This window comes from Streptomyces sp. NPDC007088 (genome assembly GCF_042869355.1).
GTDB lineage: Bacteria > Actinomycetota > Actinomycetes > Streptomycetales > Streptomycetaceae > Streptomyces.
In genome coordinates this window covers 12,732-33,709 of sequence record NZ_JBIAFO010000025.1, presented here as the reverse complement: position 1 = coordinate 33,709, position 20,978 = coordinate 12,732, and the positions used below count along the sequence as shown (strand labels likewise).

Annotated in this window: 14 protein-coding genes and 1 pseudogene; 6 read left to right on the top strand and 9 right to left on the bottom strand. The window is 72.5% G+C overall.

The features are described 5' to 3' along the window. Nucleotides 1-76: 76 nt before the first annotated feature. The gene (locus ACFYMP_RS28245) at nucleotides 77-2,812 is read right to left on the bottom strand and encodes a LamG-like jellyroll fold domain-containing protein (protein ID WP_388862846.1); all 2,736 of its coding nucleotides are present in this window, start codon (nucleotides 2,810-2,812) and stop codon (nucleotides 77-79) included. A gap of 299 nt (nucleotides 2,813-3,111) precedes the next feature. Beyond that, nucleotides 3,112-4,125, bottom strand: a complete 1,014-nt coding sequence (gene gmd, locus ACFYMP_RS28240) for a GDP-mannose 4,6-dehydratase (RefSeq protein WP_388862844.1) — start codon at nucleotides 4,123-4,125, stop codon at nucleotides 3,112-3,114. Nucleotides 4,126-4,400: 275 nt separating this feature from the next. On the opposite strand from gmd, the gene ACFYMP_RS28235 reads away from it, so the two are divergent. Further along, a complete protein-coding gene (locus ACFYMP_RS28235) occupies nucleotides 4,401-5,342 on the top strand; it encodes a GDP-L-fucose synthase family protein (RefSeq protein ID WP_388862842.1) in 942 nt (313 codons plus the stop codon). A gap of 22 nt (nucleotides 5,343-5,364) precedes the next feature. Here the strand turns inward: ACFYMP_RS28235 and ACFYMP_RS28230 are convergent, their stop codons facing one another. Beyond that, nucleotides 5,365-6,849, bottom strand: coding sequence for a sugar transferase (locus ACFYMP_RS28230; protein ID WP_388862935.1), 1,485 nt, complete (start codon nucleotides 6,847-6,849; stop codon nucleotides 5,365-5,367). 355 nt (nucleotides 6,850-7,204) lie between these two features. Between ACFYMP_RS28230 and ACFYMP_RS28225 the strand changes: the two genes are divergently transcribed. Both ACFYMP_RS28225 and ACFYMP_RS28220 read left to right on the top strand, forming a co-directional pair. Continuing rightward, nucleotides 7,205-8,803, top strand: a complete 1,599-nt coding sequence (locus tag ACFYMP_RS28225) for a glycoside hydrolase family 71 protein (protein WP_388862840.1) — start codon at nucleotides 7,205-7,207, stop codon at nucleotides 8,801-8,803. Between the two features lie 72 nt (nucleotides 8,804-8,875). Further along, a complete protein-coding gene (locus ACFYMP_RS28220; RefSeq protein ID WP_388862933.1) occupies nucleotides 8,876-10,750 on the top strand; it encodes an ABC transporter ATP-binding protein in 1,875 nt (624 codons plus the stop codon). A 487-nt stretch (nucleotides 10,751-11,237) separates the two neighbouring features. On the opposite strand, the pseudogene ACFYMP_RS28215 reads toward ACFYMP_RS28220, so the two are convergent. The 4 genes and pseudogenes from ACFYMP_RS28215 to ACFYMP_RS28200 all read right to left on the bottom strand — a co-directional run. Beyond that, nucleotides 11,238-12,053, bottom strand: a pseudogene (locus ACFYMP_RS28215) (alpha/beta hydrolase); the annotation flags it as partial. A gap of 104 nt (nucleotides 12,054-12,157) precedes the next feature. After that, complete coding sequence (locus ACFYMP_RS28210) at nucleotides 12,158-13,072, bottom strand: DAPG hydrolase family protein (RefSeq protein ID WP_388862838.1); 915 nt, start codon at nucleotides 13,070-13,072, stop codon at nucleotides 12,158-12,160. Continuing rightward, complete coding sequence (locus ACFYMP_RS28205; protein WP_388862836.1) at nucleotides 13,069-13,323, bottom strand: XapX domain-containing protein; 255 nt, start codon at nucleotides 13,321-13,323, stop codon at nucleotides 13,069-13,071. Before ACFYMP_RS28205 ends, ACFYMP_RS28210 begins: the two co-directional genes overlap by 4 nt. Beyond that, nucleotides 13,320-13,472 (bottom strand): DUF1427 family protein, encoded by a 153-nt coding sequence (locus ACFYMP_RS28200; protein ID WP_388862834.1) that lies wholly within the window; start codon nucleotides 13,470-13,472, stop codon nucleotides 13,320-13,322. Before ACFYMP_RS28200 ends, ACFYMP_RS28205 begins: the two co-directional genes overlap by 4 nt. 217 nt (nucleotides 13,473-13,689) lie before the next feature. Between ACFYMP_RS28200 and ACFYMP_RS28195 the strand changes: the two genes are divergently transcribed. After that, the gene (locus ACFYMP_RS28195; RefSeq protein WP_388862832.1) at nucleotides 13,690-14,307 is read left to right on the top strand and encodes a TetR/AcrR family transcriptional regulator; all 618 of its coding nucleotides are present in this window, start codon (nucleotides 13,690-13,692) and stop codon (nucleotides 14,305-14,307) included. 556 nt (nucleotides 14,308-14,863) lie between these two features. On the opposite strand, the gene gndA is transcribed toward ACFYMP_RS28195, so the two are convergent. Next, nucleotides 14,864-16,303 (bottom strand): NADP-dependent phosphogluconate dehydrogenase, encoded by a 1,440-nt coding sequence (gene gndA / locus ACFYMP_RS28190; RefSeq protein WP_388862830.1) that lies wholly within the window; start codon nucleotides 16,301-16,303, stop codon nucleotides 14,864-14,866. Between the two features lie 713 nt (nucleotides 16,304-17,016). On the opposite strand from gndA, the gene ACFYMP_RS28185 reads away from it, so the two are divergent. Continuing rightward, nucleotides 17,017-18,327: a transglycosylase family protein gene (locus ACFYMP_RS28185; protein ID WP_388862828.1), complete on the top strand. Its 1,311-nt coding sequence runs from the start codon at nucleotides 17,017-17,019 to the stop codon at nucleotides 18,325-18,327. Nucleotides 18,328-18,360: 33 nt separating this feature from the next. On the opposite strand, the gene ACFYMP_RS28180 is transcribed toward ACFYMP_RS28185, so the two are convergent. Further along, nucleotides 18,361-19,395, bottom strand: a complete 1,035-nt coding sequence (locus ACFYMP_RS28180; RefSeq protein ID WP_388862826.1) for a DMT family transporter — start codon at nucleotides 19,393-19,395, stop codon at nucleotides 18,361-18,363. Between the two features lie 348 nt (nucleotides 19,396-19,743). On the opposite strand from ACFYMP_RS28180, the gene glgA reads away from it, so the two are divergent. Continuing rightward, nucleotides 19,744-20,904, top strand: a complete 1,161-nt coding sequence (gene glgA, locus ACFYMP_RS28175) for a glycogen synthase (protein WP_388862824.1) — start codon at nucleotides 19,744-19,746, stop codon at nucleotides 20,902-20,904. Nucleotides 20,905-20,978: the final 74 nt, after the last annotated feature.

The following is a 20,978-nucleotide window of genomic DNA, read 5'->3' as shown; positions in this document are numbered from 1 at the left end:
GGGGTAGGGGACGCCGGTACGGCGCGGGGCCGGACACCTTCCCGGTGTCCGGCCCCGCACCGTCAACGCCGTACGCTCACGGCGCTCCGAAGGTCAGCATGAGCTGCGGGGTCTGCGCCCCGGCACTCGCCTCGCTGGACCACAGCCACAGCGGGTCGGTGCCCTCACTGGTGAGCGCCATGCTGTACTCGGCGCCCAGCGCCTTGGTCATGGCGGTGGTGTCCAGCAGCGCCGAGTAGACCGTGGAGCCCTCGGTCGCGCCCGTCAGCGTGCCGAGCGCGGAGGTGCCGAGCGCGGGACGGTTCTTGTACGTGACCCCGTCCTCCGTCCAGGCCCCGGTGACCGGCGAGATCTTCTGCGGGTCGGTGGAGCCGGCCCCCGCCTGCGTCGAGGTCTTCACCGCGAGCCGGGCGCTCTTGAGCACCGTGCCGGGCGGGGCCTTCGGCAGCGTGAACCGCAGGTAGGACTCGTACGCCGAGGTGCCGCGCACCGCGAGCGAGGCGGAGGAGCCGTAATTGGTGCTCGGAGCACCCGCGTTGGCGTAGCTGTCCTCGCTCGCCGTCACCTTCACGATCGTGTCGGCCGGGGCCGGGTTCGTCGCGATCTGGTAGTGGCGGGCGACCTGCTCACCGGTCAGCGCCTTCTTGTAGACGGCCGTCTCGTCGATCTGCCCGTCGAAGAACTGGCTGGAGGGAGCCTCCGGCCAGCCGCTGATGTTGTCCCCGCCGACGTGCCAGTAACCCGAGTACGACTGGTTGCCGCTCACGTCGTTGGTCTGCTGGAGCTTCCCGTCGACGTACAGCGCCATGCCGTTGGCGCTCTGCGTCCCGACGGCGTGGTGCCACTTGCCGTCGTTCAGCCCGGCGCTGGAGGCGACGACCTTCGGCATGCCCGGGTGGGCGCCGAAGATCACCTTCCCGGCGTCGGTCAGGTACAGGTGCTTGTCGTAGTTGCCGCTGCCCCGGGTACCGGTCTGGTCGCCGAAACCGACGAGCTTGCCGCCCTTGGTCGAGGTCGTCTTGAACCACGTCTCGATCGAGAAGGCGCCGTCGACCGTCGTCCTGCGGTCGGTGTCGACCTGCTGGTTCGTGCCGTTGAGCGAGAGCGACTTCGAGGAGCCGCCGACCGCGCCCGCGGCCTGGCCCAGCGTCGGGGAGTTGGCGCCGATGCCGTGCAGGTCGCCCGAGGAGAGGTCGCCCACGAAGGGGCCCGCGCTCTCGTCGTAGCGCCAGTACATCGAGGCGCCGTCCTCCAGCACCGCGTTCGGGTACGCCTCGGCGCTCTCCGGGACGGTCACCGACACCGAGTTGGACAGGGCGCTCGTGTTGCCCGCCGCGTCCGAGGCGGTCACCCGGTAGGTGTAGGTCTCGCCCGCCTTGGCCGTGGTGTCCGTGAAGGACAGCTGCGGCCGCGACCACTCCAGGGAGTCCCCGGTCGTGGTGTGGATCGGGGTGGCGGAACCGTTGCGGTAGACCTTGTACGTCAGCTTGCTGTCGTCCAGGTCGAGGCTGGAACGCCACCGCACCTGCACCGCGCCGGGCTTGACGCTGGCCGCGCTGGCCTGCGGAACCCCGGGCGCCTTCGTGTCGGGACCGGTCGCGAAGCGCGTCAGGCCCTGCGCGGCGCCACCGTTGACGGTGGTGAACTCGCCGCCCACCCACAGGTACTTCTGCGCGCCGGTGCCGGATATGGACATCGCGCGGGGGCCGATCTGCTCGCCGATCCCGTCGTTGGTGTCCGGCATCCAGCCCAGCTTGTGCACGTCGTCGACCGGCTGCGCGAGCAGGTGGTGACGGCGGCCGTCGGGGAACTCCCCGACGCTGGAGCAGTCGTGCGCGTGCGAGGCGCTGTAGAGCACCCCGTTGTACGGCAGCACCGCCTGCGTCGCGCCCAGGCAGGTGTCCCGCCAGCGCTGCGCGTAGGTGTCGAGGTCCACGGCGATCCGGCCGTCGAAGACCCCGCCGCCGGTACCCTCGTTGCCGGTGTAGAACCCGGTGCCGTCCGTCGCGATGGACTTCACGACCGAGTTCTTCGGCACGAAGTTGTTCGGGTAGGTCTTCACGTTGGCGCCCGTGGTGGCGTCCACGACGCCCAGGGCGTGCGAGTCGGCACCGTTGACCGTGAAGAAGTCGCCGCCCAGCAGGACGTGCTTCTTGTCCGGGGTCACGGAGATCGCGCGCCCCGGCTGGTCGGCGTCCGCCTGGAAGGGCAGCACCGCGCCCGTCTTGCCGTTGACGGCGGCGAAGCGCTTGTGCGACTGGCCGCCGACGGTCTGGAAGTCGCCGCCCGCGTACACCGTGTCGCCGGACACCGCGAGGGCCCGCACGGTCGCCGAGAAGCTCGCCTTGAAGTCGGTCCTCGGCTTGCAGGTCGCGATGTCGATCGCGGCCAGGCTGCTGGCCTGCACCCCGTTGACCGCGCCGAAGTACCCGCCGACGTACAGCGTCTTGCCGTCCTCGGAGACCGCCATCGCGCGCACGGTCGCGGTGCCGCTGGAGACGGTGAACGACAGGTCGCAGTCGATGGGCGCGCCCGTGGCGGCGTTCATCGCCGCGAAGTTGACGGCCGACTTCGGCGTGCCGCTCGCACCGTTCGGCGGTTTGAGCTGCGAGAAGGTGCCGCCGACGAAGACGGTGTCGCCGGACTGGGCGAGCGCCCAGACGATCCCGTTGGTCTGCCAGGTCGGCAGGTCGTCGGCGGTGAAGGCGACCGGCGGAGTGACGGCGGCCGCCTGCGGAACGGCGGTGGCCCCCATTCCGAGAACGGAGGCGGAGAGGACAAGGGCAGCGGAGAGCCCCTTGGATCTTTGCATGTACCCCCCAAGGCTATGGGCCCGGACGAGCGGCCTGCTCTGGCCGAACGGATCAGTATCTTCGCAGGAGAACTCCCGGGGAGGCACAGCCGGGTGGCGCCTCATGGGGGTTCCTTGACCGTATCGGTATGAAAGCAGGTCAGCTCGTCCGGGGAAAACGGTTGTCGCGGCCGCCCCGCCCCCGACCACGCGCGAAAGCCCGCGCCCGGCGGGAGAGCCGCCGGACGCGGGCCGGGCGCGTGTGGTGAGAGCCGCCGGACGCGGGCCGGGCGCGTGTGATGAGAGCGGGCGGGGGAGGATCAGCGGTCGATGCGCACCGTGGCGCCCGCCAACTGGTCCTCCACCTGCCGCACATCGGCGTCCACCATGATCCGGGCCAGCTCCTCGACCAGCACGGTCGGCTTCCAGCCCAGCAGCTCCCGGGCCTTGCCCGCGTCGCCGATCAGGGCGTCGACCTCGCTGGGACGCTCGTACTTCGGGTCGTAACGGACGTACTCGTTCCAGTCCAGGCCCGCGTGCGCGAAGGCGGTCTCCACGAACTCCCGCACCGTGGCGGGAACCCCGGTCGCCACCACGTAGTCGGTCGGCTCGTCGTGCTGGAGCATCCGCCACATCGCGTCGACGTACTCCGGGGCGTAGCCCCAGTCCCGGACGGCGTCCAGATTGCCCAGGTACAGCCGGTCCTGGAGCCCCGCCTTGATCCGCGCGACCGCGCGGGTGATCTTGCGGGTCACGAAGGTCTCACCACGCCGCGGGGACTCGTGGTTGAACAGGATGCCGTTGACCGCGAACATGTCGTACGCCTCGCGGTAGTTGACCGTCGCCCAGTAGGCGAACACCTTCGCCGCGCCGTACGGGCTGCGCGGGTGGAAGGGGGTGGTCTCGTTCTGCGGCGGGGGAGTGGCGCCGAACATCTCCGAGGAGCTCGCCTGGTAGATGCGGGTGTTCACGCCCGAGGCGCGGATGGCCTCCAGCAGCCGCAGGGCGCCCAGGCCGGTCACGTCGCCCGTGTACAGCGGAGCGTCGAAGGAGACCCGCACATGCGACTGGGCGCCCAGGTTGTACACCTCGTCGGGCTGTATCTCGCGCAGCAGGTTCACCAGCGCCACTCCGTCGCTCAGGTCGGCGTGGTGCAGGACGAAGGAGCGGTCGGCCTCCTGCGGGTCCTGGTAGATGTGGTCGATCCGCTCCGTGTTGAAGCTGGAGGACCGGCGCAGCAGCCCGTGGACCGTGTAGCCCTTCGACAGCAGTAGTTCGGCCAGATACGAGCCGTCCTGTCCGGTGACGCCTGTGATCAGCGCGCTCTTGCTCATGAGTGGTGCCCCTCCTGAACCGGCCGGCCGGAGTGGGGGCCGCCTTCGTGGTTCTGAAACGTGGTGGTGATGTGGTGAACGGTGCTCCCCGGGCGGGGCGCGGGGCCCCGGCCGGCGGGCGCGCGGCCCGGGGGTCGTGCGCGGAGCGTACGGCGGCCCCGGGCGCCGGGGGAACCCGTGGTGAGGGGCCCGGCGACAGGTCTTTTGCCGCGTTTCGCGAGGAAGATGCCGGACCGGGTGCCGTCGGCGGGCTGTGTCCTGGCATGATCCGGTCCATGACCGAACCGCAGCTCCTGCCGGAGCAGGCCCGAATATTCGTCGCGGGACACCGCGGCCTGGTGGGTTCCGCCGTCGCGCGCAAGCTCCGCGCCGACGGACACGAGGTCCTCACCCGCACCCGCGAGGAACTCGATCTGCGCGACGCGGCGGCCACCGCCGCCTACCTCGCCCGGACCCGCCCCGACGCCGTGGTGCTCGCCGCGGCCAAGGTCGGCGGCATCATGGCCAACAGCACCTTCCCCGTGCAGTTCCTGGAGGAGAACCTCCAGATCCAGCTGTCCGTGATCGCCGGGGCGCACACGGCGCGGGTCGGCAGGCTGCTGTTCCTGGGCTCCTCGTGCATCTACCCGAAGCTCGCCCCGCAGCCCATCAGCGAGGACGCCCTGCTGACGGGCCCGCTGGAGCCCACCAACGAGGCGTACGCGCTCGCCAAGATCGCCGGCATCGTGCAGGTGCAGTCCTACCGCACCCAGTACGGCGCCTCCTACATCTCCGCGATGCCGACCAACCTCTACGGGCCCGGGGACAACTTCGACCTGGAGACCTCGCACGTCCTGCCCGCCCTCGTCCGTCGCTTCCACGAGGCGAAGGAGGCCGGCCGCGAGGAGGTCGTGCTCTGGGGCTCGGGCAGCCCGCGCCGGGAGTTCCTGCACGTGGACGACCTCGCCGACGCCTGCGCCCTGCTGCTGCGCTCCTACGACGGCGCCGAACCGGTCAACGTCGGCTGCGGGAGCGACCTGACCATCAGGGAACTGGCCGAGACCGTCAAGGACGTCACCGGCTACACCGGGTCCATCGGCTGGGACACCTCCAAGCCCGACGGCACGCCGCGCAAGCTCCTCGACATCTCGCGCCTCGCCTCGCTCGGCTGGAAGCCCCGCGTCCCGCTGCGCGAGGGCATCGCGCGCACCTATGAGGCGTGGCGCGCCACGGTCTGAGACCGTGGCCGCCCCGCCGGGCTCAGTACGCACCGCGACCGTCGACGACGGCGCGGAGCGTACGGGCCATGACGTCGACATCGCTGGTGAACGACCAGTTGTCGACATAGCTGAGGTCGAGCTGAACCGTTTCGTCCCAGGACAGGTCGGAGCGGCCGCTGATCTGCCACAGCCCGGTCATCCCGGGCCGTACGGCGAGCCTGCGGCGTTCGGTGTCCGAGTACGTCGCCACCTCGTCCGGCAGCGGAGGACGCGGCCCCACCAGGGACATCTGCCCCATCGCCACGTTGAGCAGCTGGGGCAGTTCGTCCAGCGAGGTGCGCCGCAGCAGCCGGCCGACCCCCGTGACCCGGGGGTCCTTGCGCATCTTGAACATCGCGCCGTCGTGTTCGTTCTCGGCCGCGAGTTCGGCCTTCATGGCGTCCGCGCCGACCTTCATGGAGCGGAACTTCCACATCCGGAAGGGCACCCCGCCCTGTCCGACGCGCTCACTGCGGTAGAACACCGGCCCGCGCGAGGTGAGCTTGATCGCGAGCGCGATACCGAGCAGCAGCGGGGAGATGACCACGATCCCCGCGACGGCCAGCACCCGGTCCAGTACCGTCTTGAGGGCCGGCTGGACCCCGCGCCGTACTGGTGGGGCTATGCGCAGCAAGGCCATGCCGGCCGCCGAGGTCGTCTCCAGGCGTTTGGGCGCGACCTCCACGAGGCCCGGGGCCACCGCGAGTTCGAGGCCCGCGTCGTGCAGACCCCAGGACAGCTGACGCAGCCGGTCCCCGGACATCTCCCGGCCGGCCGCCACCAAGACGACGTCGACGCGCAGTTCAAGGGCCGCGGCCAGGACCAGGGTGGTGTCCCCGCCCGCGGTGGTGGGCCGGCGCTCGGGCAGCCGGGCGGCCAGTCGCAGCCCCCCGTCGAGCGGGCCCTCGCCGATGGCGACCACACCGACCACGACGTACGGATGGTTGGTGTGCCCCGCGAGGTGACCGGCCACCGACTCGACGGCCGGCGGCTCCCCGAGCAGCAGGACCCGCACCACGCCCTGCGCGGCCCTGCGGGTCGCGGCGAGATGACGGTAGGTGAGCTTGCGGCAGGCCAGGGTCAGCACGAGCGAGGGCAGCAGCGCCGCGAGGCTCACGAGCTGCCCGTGCCGCAGGTCCGCCGCGACGTGCACCACGGCGAGCACCCCGATCAGGATGAGCCAGTCGTGCAGCACCGGCAGGGCCCCGCGCGACTCCCCGATGGCCCGCGCCGCGTAGCGCTGACGCAGGGCCTGCACGAGCACCCAGGCGGTCGCGGCGACGCCCGCGGTGGCCTTCGGATAGGGCTGGTCATGCCCCTGGAAGAGGACGGCTACCGGAACCGAGGTCCCCAGGACGTCGACGAGCAGCGCGAGTGGCAGGTACCACCGCGCCTTGCTTCCCGGGGGGAGCCCCCTGGGCAAGCGACTGACTGTGGACGCACTTGTCTCAGGCGACTGGACATGCCACATGTACCCCCCCGGCACGTGTTGACGAACCACGACTCATCCGGTCGAATCCCCGATCGACGAACAAGCATGGCAACGGAGAACACTATGGCACTCGCCGGTCTTCGTGCATCTCCGTTTACAGGAACGTCCGCTCCCGGTGACCGCCCGTTAACCCCGGGGCCTGCCGCTGAGGGCGGCCCCCGAATCGGACGGCAGTTCGTGAAGCGAGTGAAGTGGCTACAGTATGCCCGAGCTGCGCCCGCGCTCGCTCCGGGCCCGGACTAAGCGGAGTCCCGCCGTCCGCAGAGTTCCTGTTGTCCCGTCCTGTCCGATCCGCTGTACTACTGGCGAGCCTTCCGTGACGCGAAGCTCGTGACAGAGGGGAATCCCAGTGACGCAGCCTCCGCCCCGTCCCGCTGTGCACCGCCGTTCGCCGCTGGGTGGACGGCTGCGCCTGCTGTTCGCCGCGCTGTCGGGTGTCCTGCTGCTCGGCGCGGTCGCCGGCACCGGCCTCGCGTGGGGTCCGCTCGGCGACGCGGGAGGCGGCGGGCGGCAGTCCGCGCTGCCGCGGTCGGCGGCCGCCTCCCCGCTGCCCGCGCCGGTCCGCCCGACCTCCGAGGCCCTGCCCTTCGACCTCCCCGACCCGGCCGCGCTGCGGGCGGGGGCCGCCGCCGGAAAGAAGGTCTTCGCCCACTACTTCACGCCCTACCCCGTCTCCCTCGACAATCAGCCGCCGGGAGCCGACTACTACGCGCGCAACTACCTGCGACCGGACGGCGAGAAGGGCAAGCACGCGGCCTACGGCGGGCTGCTGCGCGACCGTCCGCTGCCGGTGGCGCCCCAGCAGGGCGACTGGCAGCGAGCCAATCTCGAACAGGAGGTGGCCACCGCCCGCGAGGCCGGCCTCGACGGGTTCAGCGTCGACCTGCTGTCGCTCTCCGGCGCCAACTGGGACCGCGTCAGGCTCCTGCTGGAGGCCGCGCACACCGTGGACCCGAACTTCCGGATCATGCTGATGCCCGACATGGTGGGCCTGCGTACCGATCCGGTCACCCTCGCCGACCGGCTCGCCGAACTCGCCGCCGCCCCCGCCGCCCAGCGCCTCGACGACGGCCGCCTCGTGATCTCCCCCTTCAAGGCCGAGGCGCAGGAGCCCGGCTGGTGGAGCCAGGTCATGGACCGGCTGCGCCAGGCCCACGGCGTGGACTCCGCGCTCGTCCCGGTCTTCCTCGACCTGCCCGCCAACGCCGAGAAGTTCGCCCCGATCAGCCACGGCTTCAGCGAGTGGGGCAACCGCAGCTACACCACGCAGTCCGGGGCGGCCGCCGACCTCGACCTCGCCCGGCGCTACGGAAAGCTCTGGATGCAGCCCGTCTCCGTGCAGGACGCGCGCCCCAACCAGGGGATCTTCGACGAGGCCGGGAACACCGCGACGCTGCGCGCGAGCTGGCAGGCTGCCATCGACCAGGGCGCCGACTGGGTCCAGATGACCACGTGGAACGACTACTCCGAGGGCACGCAGTTCGCCCCCTCGCTGCACAACGGCTACACCTACCTCGACCTTTCGTCGTACTATCTGACCCGCTTCAAGACCGGGCAGTGGCCGCGGATCGTACGGGACGTCGTCTACCTCACCTCGCGTACCCAGTTCGCCGCCACGGCGCCGGCCGCCGGGCAGCAGCGGCTGATGCGCCTGCGCGGCGGCTCGGCACCCACCCGGGACACCGCCGAGGCGCTCACCTTCCTCACCGCGCCCGCCACCCTCCGCACCACGCAGGGCGGCACCGTGCGCGCGGAACAGGTCCCCGCGGGGGTCCACGCGAGCCTTGTCCCGCTGGGCGCGGGGACGGGTTCGGCCACCGTGTCGCGCGAGGGCAAGGCGGTGGCCTCCGTGCGCATGGCGTACCCGGTGGTCCGTCAGCCGCGGGTCCAGGACCTCCAGTACTACGGGGTCTCCAGCGGACGTACTCCGGCCGGCGGCGCCCGCTGAGCCGGCCGCGTCGCTCGCGCGGCGACGCTTGACCTCAAGTTTGGTTGCGGTCCTAGCGTCGCCGTCATGAGCATGGAGATGACGGCCTGGAGCCAACTGCGTTCGGTCATGAACGCCGAGAACACCCACCGCCCACTCGCCCGCGCGACCCTGCGCAGGATCGCCCGCTTCGCCCGGCCGCACCGCCGGCGCATCCTCGCCTACCTCGTCCTGAGCGTGGCCACCGCCCTGCTCGCCGTCGCGACACCCCTGCTGGCCGGCCGGGTGGTGACCGCGATCGTCTCCGGCGCCGACCCCGGCCGCGTGACCCGGCTCGCGCTGCTGATCGCCCTCATCGCGCTCGCCGAGGCCGCCCTCGCCCTGACCGGCCGCCGCCTCTCCGCGAGCCTCGGCGAGGGGCTCATCCTCGATCTGCGCACCACCGTCTTCGACCACGTCCAGCGCATGCCGGTCGCCTTCTTCACCCGCACCCGCACCGGAGCCCTCGTCAGCCGTCTCAACAACGACGTGATCGGGGCGCAGCGCGCCTTCAGCGACACCCTCTCCGGGGTCGCCGCCAACCTCGTCACGCTCGTACTGACCCTCGGCGTGATGCTCGCCCTGTCCTGGCGCGTGACCCTGCTGGCGCTCGTCCTGCTCCCCCTCTTCGTGGTTCCCGCGCGTCGCACCGGCCGCCGGATGGCCCGTCTCCAGCGGGAGGCGGCCGAGCACAACGCCGCGATGGGCACCCGGATGACCGAACGCTTCTCCGCCCCCGGCGCGACGCTCGTCAAACTCTTCGGCGATCCCGTCCGGGAGTCCGCCGCCTTCGCCGAACGGGCCCGCCGCGTCCGGGACATCGGTGTGCGCACCGCGATGGCCCAGTCGGTGTTCATGACCGCCCTCACGCTCGTCTCCGCACTCGCCCTGGCCCTGGTCTACGGAATCGGCGGGCGCCTCGCGCTGGGCGGCACCCTGGAGGCCGGGGCCGTCGTGTCCCTCGCGCTGCTGCTGACCCGGCTCTACGCCCCGCTCACCGCGCTCGCCGGGGCGCGGGTCGAGGTCATGGGCGCGCTCGTCAGCTTCGAGCGGGTCTTCGAGGTCCTGGACCTCGAACCCCTCGTCGCCGAACCGGAGGCTCCCCGCGAGGTGCCGCCGGGGCCGGTCTCCGTCGAGTTCGACGCGGTGCGCTTCGCCTACCCGTCGGCCGACAAGGTCTCCCTCGCCTCCCTCGAAGAGGTCGCGGGCCTCGACTCGCGGAGCGGTGAGGAGGTCCTGCACGGCCTCTCCTTCCGCGCGGAAGGAGGGCAGACCGTCGCCCTGGTCGGCTCCTCCGGAGCGGGCAAGTCCACCGTCGCGAGCCTCGTCCCGCGCCTCCACGACGTCGACGCGGGGGCCGTCCGCCTCGGCGGTGTCGACGTGCGCGAACTGAGCGGCTCCGCGCTGCGTGCCACCGTCGGCATGGTGACCCAGGACGGCCACCTCTTCCACGAGTCGGTGCGCGACAACCTCCTGATCGCCGACCCCGGGGCGAGCGAGGAGGAGCTGTGGGAGGCGCTGCACCGCGCGCGCCTGGACCGTCTCGTGGCGGAGCTGCCGGACGGGCTCGACACCGTGGTCGGCGAACGCGGCTACCGGCTCTCGGGCGGGGAGCGCCAGCGGATGACGCTCGCCCGGCTGCTGCTGGCGCGTCAGCGCGTCGTGATCCTCGACGAGGCCACCGCGCACCTCGACAACACCTCGGAGGCCGCCGTCCAGGAGGCGCTCACCGAGGCGCTCGCCGGGCGCACCGCCCTCGTCATCGCCCACCGCCTGTCCACGATCCGCTCCGCCGACCTCATCCTGGTGGTCGAGGAGGGCCGGATCGCCGAACGCGGCACGCACGAGACGCTGCTGGCGGGCGGCGGACGGTACGCGGAGCTGTACCGCACACAGTTCGCCCCCGCAGAGACCGCGCCCGCCTCCTGAGCGGCCGCCGGGGGCCCGGCGGCCGCGCTGGTCCGTACGGCTCAGGAAGGGTGCGTGGGCGCGAGCCCTCCGGGTAGGCGGGGGAGAACTCCGGAAGCCGAACCGTTTCCTGGCCGGAAGGAGAACCGCATGACCCGCACGAACGAGGGCGCCCCACCCGCCTGGACCAGCCCGCCGCCGGACCCCGTGCCCCCGGCGCCCACGCCGACACCGACCCCCGCCCCCACCCCGGTGCCCGAGCCGGTACCGCCCTCGCCCGGCCCCGTACCCGGCCGGCCCGATCCGGTGCCGCCCACGCCGAGGCCGGTACCGGGCCCCGGGCCCGCGCACCCCGACCCCGAGCCGCAGCCCCCGCTGCCCGGCCCGGCCCCCTCGCCGGTGCCGCCCGAGCCGGGCCCCGACCCCGAGCCGCAGCCGATGTGACCCGCGGCGGACGTGCGGATGCGAGGTCGTGGGCGAACCAGCGGGTGGTGAGGTCGACGGTCTCCTGGAGGTGGTCGGTGAAGAGCTCGAAGTGGGACTGGGGGATCTCGACCACCTCCAGCTGTGCCACGGCACTGAGCGCGCGACGTGCGGCCGGCGCGGGGGTGATGGCATCGTCCGTCGCGAGGATCGCGTGGACGGGCGTGGCGAGGGCCTTCAGGTCGCCGGCCGGGTCGTAGTGGGCGAGGTTCCACAGCGAGGCGAGGGTGACCTCGTTGCGGTAGGAGGGGGCGTCGGCGGTCATGCGTTCCGTCCACTCCCAGGCGCCGTCGGTGGTCATCGCGGCGATGTCGCCGGGTTTGCCGGTGCTGGCGATCATCTGGGGGTCCTCGCCGGCGGCCTGGCGGCGGGCGGCGTCCTCGAACACGGCGAGGAGGTCGGGGCCGAGGAGGGAGGTGTCCAGGCCGGTGAAGGGGATGAGGACGACGGTGGAGCGTACCCGGGAGTCGGAGGCGGCCAGGGCCAGGGCGTGGCCGCCGGAGAGGCTCGTGCCGAAGACGCCCAGGCGGTCGGCGTCTATGCCGGGGCGCGCGGCCAGGTAGTCCAGGGCGTGGCGGTAGGCGCGCTGCTGGGCATCGAGGTCCAGGTGCTGGCGGGGCTCTCCGTCGCTGTGGCCGAAGCCCGCGTAGTCGAAGACGAGGACGGCGATGCCCGCTTCGTTCAGTGCGGCGGCGTAGGGGCGCATGAGCATCTCCTTGACGCCGCCGAAGCCGGGTGCCATGACCACACCCGGGGCCGGACCGGTGGGGTCGTTGGGCAGGAAGAGGTCACCTGCCAGGCGTACGCCGTCGGAGTCGAAGGTCACGTGTGTCAGGGTCACGGCATGTCTCCTGTGAGGGGCGAGGGCTGGTCGGGGTGGTGCGCCCGGCGGCCGGGCAGCAGCGGTCGTTTCCGTCCCACTGCGGCCGGGGGCGGCCGGGTGGTTCAGGGGGTACCGCGGAACTCCTCGTGGAGCTGCGGAAGGAACGAGGCGAGGTGGTTCATCTCGGCGCCGCAGTGGTACATCAGGTCCTGTCCGAACGTCGGCCCCAGCGCCCTCCCGCCCAGGTGGGGCAGCGCGGAGTTGCCCAGCTTCCTGGCGGCCCTCTTGGTGAGCAGCGCTGCTCCGCGACCGGGGACCGAGTGGCCGGGCAGGTCGAGGACCTGCGTGTCGTCGAGGAAGAAGCGGCTGCGCATCTCGGCGCCGTCGGTGGTGGGGCGGACTTGGTGGACGAGCCAGCCCTGGGCGACGGGGTACTGGCTGAGGCCGACCCGTGCGCAGATGACGGCGTGCCCCGGCGCGGGTTCGTCGAAGCCGAGGCGGGTGGGGTCGGTGAAGCGGATCGCGAGGCGCTGGAGGGAGCCTCCGACGTATTCGTCGACATAGGAGACGTTGTCGACGTAGCGCTGGCGGTCGGTCAGGGCGCGGTCGGCGCTGCGGTCCTCGCCCAGGGCGGAGAACTGGTGGGCGTCGGGGTACCAGAGCTTGTAGCGGGCGGTCTCGTTGGAGTGCCAGCCGAACCACCAGTCCCACATCTCACCGGTGACGCCGGGCATGTCGGTCAGGACGGAGATCATGACGCCGCCCGGGACGCGGGTCCAGCCGGTCTCCATCTTGTGATGGCCGGGCCGGGACATGACGCGGGCCGCGTCCTGGATGCCGTAGGCGTACTCGGTGGGGGCCATGCCCGCGACGACGGCGTCGCGGACGTGGTCCTGCGGGGGCCGGGTATCGGTGCGGAAGTACTTGGCGTACGGCTTGGCCTCCTCGTCGGGGCGGTAGCCGAGGTAGCGCTCTTCGCGCGCGTAGCTGCCAGGGAACCGGGCCCGATCGGCGCGGGAGGGGGTGTACTGGATCAACGGTGTCTCCTGGCGGGGTGGATGTGGCCCTCCGGGGGCTGGGGTGTCTGTTCCCGCTGAGGGGCGGGGCGGGGGCGGAATCGGTTGAGAAGCGCGCGGGTGGCGTGTTCGCCGGCGAGGATGCCGAGGAGCCCGGCCAGGGCCGCCCAGGGCGGGGCCGGTGAGGGGACGTCGAGCAGCCGGTAGAGGGCTCCGGCCAGCAGTCCGACGAGCCCCGAGGCGGTGAGGCGGCGTACGGCTGCCGCTGTCATGGCAGTACACCCGTCAGCGTGTGGCCCAGGAGCATGCCCGCGAGCCCGATGAGGCCGTACAGCGGCGGGGCCGGGGACCGTACCCGCAGCAGCGCGTACACCGCCCCGACCAGCACACCGGCCGCAAGCGCCTGGAGGCAGGAAGTCACCTGTCCCGCTCACGTCGCCTCCGGGTCTCCCCCCGCTTTCGCGGGGGGAGACCCGGAGAGCAGCCCCCTTCCGGGGGCCTGGCCCGAGTGGGGAAGCCCTGCGGGGCCGCGTCGTCCACGACAACCTCCAATTAGAGTGACTGCTCTAATTACACGCGTATTAGAGTAACCCCTCTGGTTTGCGGACTTCCACGAGGTACGACGAGGAGAGGGCCTGATGGCGGAGCGGCAAGAGGGCATGCGCAGGCCGCAGCAGGCACGGAGCCAGGACTCGGCGGCGAAGGTGCTGGACGCGGCCCTGGAGATCCTGGGCGGCCGGGGACCCAAGGCCCTGACGATCGCCGCCGTCAGCGAGGTCTCCGGCGTGTCGAACGGGTCCATCTACCACCGCTTCACCGACCGCCGGAACCTGCTCGTCGCAGCCCAGGACCACTTCCTGGCCCGGATCGAGGACGCCTGGCTCTGCCGCACCGCGCCGGTCTGGGACACCGACAACCGCGAAACCCTGCTGCTCCGGCTGATCGAGGCGTTCTCCGAGGTCTTCACCGAGAACCGGCTGGTCTTCCAGGCGTTCATGCTCAGCGGCTACGACGACGCGCGCCTGCGCGCACGGGGCGCCGCGAGCACGAGGCGGGCGGCGCGGGAGTTCAGCGCCCTGCTGGTGGAGCGCTTCGGAACCACCCCGCAAGCCGCTGACACCGCGTACCGCATCCTTTGGGGTCAGGCCGTCTCCGCGGCGCTGTTCGCCGACGAGGAGGTTACTGCGCTGCGGGTCGGCGAGCGGGACCGCCGCGGGCACATGGTGCGGGCGCTTCAGGCGGTTCTCGGGGCGTGACCTCGTCGTCGTAACCGCCGGCGGCGGGATCGTTCAGGGAAGGCAGGGCGCCGCTGCAAGCGCGGCGCCGCGGACGGGGCCCGTACAGGGCCTGCGCGTCGGGGCTGCCGGTCAATGCGCCGCGAACGGCACGACGGCCGAACGGCTCGGCCGAATCGCTGGAGCAGGGTGGTGATCCGCCAGTTCACCGACTCGTGGCCGATCCCCCGGGTCGGGCGGCCGGCGGGGGAGGGGCCGCGCCGGGAGGGGGCCGACGTCCTGGCGGGGGTGAGCGCCGACTGCCACGCGTGCCCGGAGCAAGGGCGCAACGCACCCCCGGCGCGGGTCCTGGCCCGGCGGGGCGGCGACTCCTCCGGCACGGCGGTAAGGGGCCGCACCACAGGTGCCCGGACCGGCCGCAGGGGACACCGTGGAGGATGCGCACCCACGGGACACCTCTGTCCGTCGTCATGGGCGGCCGGATCGCGAAGCTGGCCTTCTGGAGGTCCAGGACGGCTCGCTGTGTCCTGGCCCCCAGAAGGCGGGACGCGACGCGGGAGCGGGACGCCCGTCGGTGTCAGCTCTCGACCTCGGACTTGTCCCCGCCCCAGAGGGTGTGGAAGGTGCCCTCGCGGTCGGTGCGGTGGTAGGTGTGGGCGCCGAAGTAGTCGCGCTGGCCCTGGGTGAGGGCGGCGGGGAGGCGTTCGGCGCGCAGGGAGTCGTAGTAGGCGAGGGTGGCGGCGAAGGCGGGCGTGGGGACGCCCTGGGTGACGGCGGTGGAGATGACGCCGCGCCAGTCGTCCTGGGCGGCGGCGATCTCGTCGGCGAAGCCCTTGTCGGCGAGCAGGCTGGGGAGTTGGGGCTGGGCTTCGTAGGCGCTGGTGATGCGGTCGAGGAAGGCGGCGCGGATGATGCATCCGCCGCGCCAGATGGAGGCGACCTTGCCGAGGTCGATGTTCCAGTCGTACTGCTCGCTGCCGGCGGCGATCTGGTGGAAGCCCTGGGTGTAGGAGACGATCTTGGAGGCGTAGAGGGCCTGTTCGACCTGATCGGCGAAGGCCGCCGCCTCGTCCTTGCCGAGCGGCCGGGCGCTGGGCCCGGCCAGGTGCCGGGACGCCTCGCGCAGGGCGGAGTGGCCGGAGACGGAGCGGGCGAAGACGGCCTCGGCGATGCCGGAGACGGGAACGCCGAGGTCGAGGGCGATCTGGACGGTCCAGCGGCCGGTGCCCTTCTGCTCGGCCTGGTCGAGCACGACGTCCACGAACGGCTTGCCGGTCGCGGCGTCGACGTGGGAGAGGACCTCCGCGGTGATCTCGATGAGGTAGGAGTCGAGGCGACCGGTGTTCCAGGTGCGGAAGATGTCCGCGATCTGGCCGGCCGAGTAGCCGGCCACGTCGCGCAGCAGCTGATAGGCCTCACCGATGAGCTGCATGTCGGCGTACTCAATGCCGTTGTGTACCATTTTTACAAAATGGCCCGATCCGTCCGGGCCGATGTGTGTCACACAGGGGTCGCCGTTCGTGGCCTTCGCGGAGATCTTCTCCAGCATCGGTCCCAGTGACGCGTACGATTCCTTGCTGCCGCCCGGCATGATGCTGGGCCCGTTGAGGGCGCCCTCCTCGCCTCCCGAGACTCCGGCGCCGACGAAGTGGATGCCGCGCTCGCGCAGTTCCCTCTCGCGGCGGCGGGTGTCGGCGAAGTGCGCGTTGCCGCCGTCGATGATCATGTCGCCGGACTCGAGGAGAGGGGCGAACTCCTCGATCACCGCGTCCGTGGGCTCGCCGGCCTTCACCATCACGACGAGGCGGCGGGGTCGCTCCAGGGCCGCCACGAACTCCTCGGCGGACTCGGTGGCGAGGAAGTCCCCCTCGTCGCCGAACTCGTCCACGAGGGCGCGGGTCTTCGAGGCGGTGCGGTTGTGCAGGGCGACGGAGTAGCCGTTGCGCGCGAAGTTCCTGGCGAGGTTGCGGCCCATCACCGCAAGTCCGGTGACACCGATCTGGGCTGTGCTGCTCATGGTGACCCTGCCTTCGGTCGTGTTGTGTCCGGAAGATCGACGGATCTGCGTGCCGATACGAGAGCCGAGCCTACGGCCCCCCACTGATCGCGGGCAGTGGGGCCGCGTTGGTGTCGCAGGTTCCTGATGCCGCCGGACGGCTGTCGGCCGGGCCCGTCAGCGGTGCGGCGGGGAAGGACTTGTCGCCCCTCCCTGCCGGGACGTACCCCAGGGGCCATGACCTGGAGCGTCGCCGTGGAGGAGCCGCGCGTGCCGCGGTCCGCCAGGACCTGACGGGACATCGGATGTCTCGGAGCGCCCCGACGTCAGGGGCCCGGGTGCCGCCCCGGAGCAGAGCTGAGGGGCCGCCTCTTCGCCCCGCCCCCGTCGCGGTCCTTCGTGGGGCAGTCCTGCCGTCCGGCCGCCCGGGAAGGGCATCAGGCGCCGGTAGAGCCAGACAGTCGTGATGACGTCGCCGTGGCCGGTCCCTTCCGCGACGTCGGTGTTCCGTGTTTCCGGGACGGTCCGCCGTGAGGAAGCGCCGCGCCCGCCCGCGCGGGACCGAAGGCGCCGCGGGGACCGGGTGTGCCTGACGGGCCCCGTATACCCGCCACGGGCGCTTTCGATCCCCCTCATGAGCTGCGTCTTCAGCCATACCGCTTGTCGCACACCGTGCGGGCGGCCTAACTTTGCGCTGCTGACCCACGTACGGGACCACCTCCGAGGGAGTCTCCATGCCGTTAGGCCGTCACCGGCGCTACCAGCCGCACCCGCTCCAGCGCGCGTCCCTCACCGTCACCGCCTCCGGCGCCGGGCTCGCCCTCCCGCTCGTCGCCGCGGGCTCCGCGCACGCCGCCACCGAGGACACCTGGCGCAAGGTCGCCGCCTGCGAGTCGGGCAACGACTGGGACATCAACACCGGGAACGGCTTCTACGGCGGCCTCCAGTTCACGCAGAGCACCTGGAAGGCGTACGGCGGCGGGGCCTTCGCCGATCGCGCCGACCACGCGAGCCGCACCCAGCAGATGGCCGTCGCCGAGAAGGTCCTGGAGGGCCAGGGGCCGGGAGCCTGGCCCCAGTGCGGCCCGCGCGCGGGACTGGCCCGCGGCGGCCCCGGCCCCGGGGTCCACCCGGACGGCGCCGAGAAGGCGAAGCCCGTACAGCAGAAGCACGCGCAGACCGCCCGGTCGAAAGAGGTCCCCGACACCCGGGTGAAGCGCACCGCGCAGAAGACCGAGCCGGCCCGCGGCACGCACGCCAACCCCGCGGCCACCCCGCAGTCCCGGGCGGGCACCGCCCGTATGTACACCGTCCTGCACGGCGACAGCCTCTCCGGGATAGCCGAGGAGCAGCGGATCGCGGGCGGCTGGGAGCAGCTCTACGCGATCAACCGGGCCACGGTCGGCGCCGACCCCGACCTGATCCTGCCCGGCCAGCACCTGTCCCTCGCCGGTTCTCCCGGTAAGACCGGCCCGCGGCACACGCCGCAGAAGACGGCTCCGCACGCCGCGCCGCGAAAAGCGGCACCGAAAGCCGCCCCGAAGAAGGCCGAGCCCGCAGCGGGGGCCCGTAAGGCCGAGGCGAAGAAGGCCCCGGAGCAGACGCGGCAGCCCAAGAAGGCCGACCGCGCCACCCGCACCACGACCCTGACCGCCCCCGTCGCCGCCGGCACCGGAACGCAGTACCGCGCCTCGGGCTCCTCCTGGTCGAAGGGCTACCACACCGGGGTCGACTTCCCGGTGGCCACCGGCACCTCCGTCAAGGCGATCGGCGCGGGGGAGGTCGTCTCGGCCGGCTGGGGCGGCAGCTACGGCTACCAGATCGTCATCCGCCACCACGACGGCAAGTACAGCCAGTACGCGCACCTCTCGGCGCTCAACGTGAAGGCCGGGCAGAGCGTCGCCGCGGGCCAGCGCATCGCCCGCTCCGGGGCCACCGGCAACGTCACCGGGCCCCACCTGCACTTCGAGGTCCGCACCGGCCCGGGTTTCGGCTCCGACGTCGACCCGCTGGCCTACCTGAGGGCCGGCGGCGTCCACGTCTGACCCGTCCCGCCTCGCCCCGGGGGCGGCCGCCCGTCACGGCCGGTCGCTCCCCGGCGGCACGCACAGCACCCGGGGGGCAGGGCCCCCGCCGAGCGGTGCGTCCCCGGGCCCGGCCGCCGGGCCGCCGGAACGCTCTCCCGGCGGGGCGGCCGGTCCTGAGGACCCCTCCGAGGGGTCGGACAGCGGGCCGCGCGGCGGAGCGGGCCGGGAGACCTGGGGCGGCGTCTCCCCGGCGTCGTCCGCCTCCGCGCGGCGCGTCGTCAGCAGGATCAGCCCGGCCGCCGCGAGAACGCCGCAGCCCAGCGCGAGGAGCGTGCCCGGCAGCCCGAACCGGAAGTGCTCCCCGAACAGCGTCAGCCCCACGGCGGCCGCCGCGACCGGGTTCACCACGGTCGCCGTCGACAGCGGAGCGGCGAGCCCCGCGCCCCGGTAGGAAGCCTGGGACAGCAGCATCCCGGAGGCCGCGAACACCGCGATGGCGAGCAGGCTCGGCAACTGCGCGAGCGGTTCGTCGCCGCTGAACCGGTCGGCGACCGTCTTCGTGAACACCGAGGCCATCCCGAAGGCGACCCCGGCCGCCGCCGCGACCAGCCCGCCCCGCGCGGCGGGCCGGTGGTGGACCGTACGGGCCGCCACCATCAGCGCCAGGACGACGCCCGCCGTCACGACGCCCACGACCGCCATCTCGGACTGACCCGGTGTCCGGTCACCACCGGAGCCGGTGAGAGCGAGCAGGCCGGCGAGACCCACCGAGGCCATGAGCGCCCCGCGCCAGGCGCCGGGCCCCGCCTTCTTGCCGACCAGCAGGGCCGCCATCGGCAGCGCGAAGACGATCGTGAGCGCCCCCAGGGGCTGGACGAGACTCAGCGGACCGTAGGCGAGCGCCCCGACGTGCAGCGCGGCCCCCAGCCCGTTCAGCGCCACCGCGCCCCACCACGCCGGGCGGCGCAGGGGGGCGTAGGCGGTGTCCGGCGAGGTCAGGGACACGCGTTCCTGGACGATGGCACCGCCCGCGTAGGCGACGGCCGACACCAGGGCGAACACCACGGACAGCGTGAGATCGCTCATGACGGGCTCCGGCGGCGGCACAGCGGTGAACGGTGGGCTCTCATACCGTCCACCCTTCCCTGCCGGACGGCATCTCGTCGTCGTTCCTGAGCACCGAGTGCCTCCTACTGCCGATGGAGTACGGAAACCCCGGCGTACATCCCGGGTACGGGCGCCCGGTCGCGCCGTGCGGCGGGCGCGTGCTCCCGGGCGCGGGAGTGATCTCCCCGGACGGGTGCCCACGCCGATTCGGGGCATCCGCAGAACACGGCCGCCGACGGGGCGCTCCGCGGTCTTCCCCGACCGCCCTTTGTGGGTGAGCATGGGACGCCGCGACGGTGGAGTGCCGTCCGGGAACAGGGGAGACGCATGCGAGTGGGACTGCTCACCCGGGAGTACCCGCCGGACGTGTACGGCGGAGCGGGGGTGCACGTCGAGTTCCTGGCCCGCGAGCTGCGGGCCCTGACCGATCTCGTCGTGCACACCTGGGGCGAGGGCGCCGAGCCCGGCGTCGTACGCCACGCCGGGGCGCTGCCCGCCGGGACGGGCGACGCGCTGCGGGCGCTCTCGGTGGACCTCTCCATGGCGGCGGCCCTCGCCGGCCGGGACCTCGTCCACTCCCACACTTGGTACACGAACCTCGCGGGCCACCTCGCGAAACTCCAGTACGGCGTCCCGCACGTCGTGACCGCCCACTCCCTGGAGCCCCTGCGCCCCTGGAAGGCCGAGCAGCTCGGCGGCGGCTACGCCCTCTCCAGCTGGGCCGAGCGCACCGCGATCGAGGCGGCCGACGCGGTCGTCGCCGTCTCCCGGGGCATGCGCGCCGACATCCTGGAGTGCTACCCCTCGGTCGACCCCGACCGGGTCCACGTCGTGCACAACGGCATCGACCCCGAGCTGTACCGCGCCGATCCCGCCACCGACGTGCTGGAGCGGTACGGCATCGACCCGGACCGCCCCTACGTCCTGTTCGTCGGACGGATCACCCGGCAGAAGGGCGTGCCGCACCTCCTGCGCGCCGCCCGGGAACTCGATCCGGACGCCCAGCTCGTCCTGTGCGCCGGCGCCCCCGACACCCCGGAGATCGAGCAGGAGTTCCTCGGCCTCGTCGAGGAACTGCGGGCCACGCGCGACGCGGTGTTCTGGTTCCCGCAGATGCTGCCGCGCCCGGAGGTCGTCCAGCTCCTCACCCACGCGCGGGCCTTCGTGTGCCCTTCGGTGTACGAGCCGCTCGGCATCGTCAACCTGGAGGCGATGGCCTGCGGCACCGCCGTCGTGGCCTCGGCCGTCGGAGGCATCCCCGAGGTCGTCGCCGACGGCGAGACCGGCTTGCTGGTGCCCTACGACGCCAAGGACGGTGAAGGCTTCGAACGCGGGCTCGCCCGAGCCCTCAACCAGCTCGTCGGGCACGCGCCCACGGCCGCCCTCCTGGGGGCGGCCGGACGCGGGCGCGCGGTACGCGAGTTCGGCTGGGCCCAGGTGGCCCGCCGCACCGTAGAGGTCTACACCTCGGTGCTCGGGGGTAGTTGAGACCTACCCGGGGCGCCCTCGGCGACACGAGCACCAGGCCCGCACCACCGCGGGGGGCCGGGAGCAACCACAGG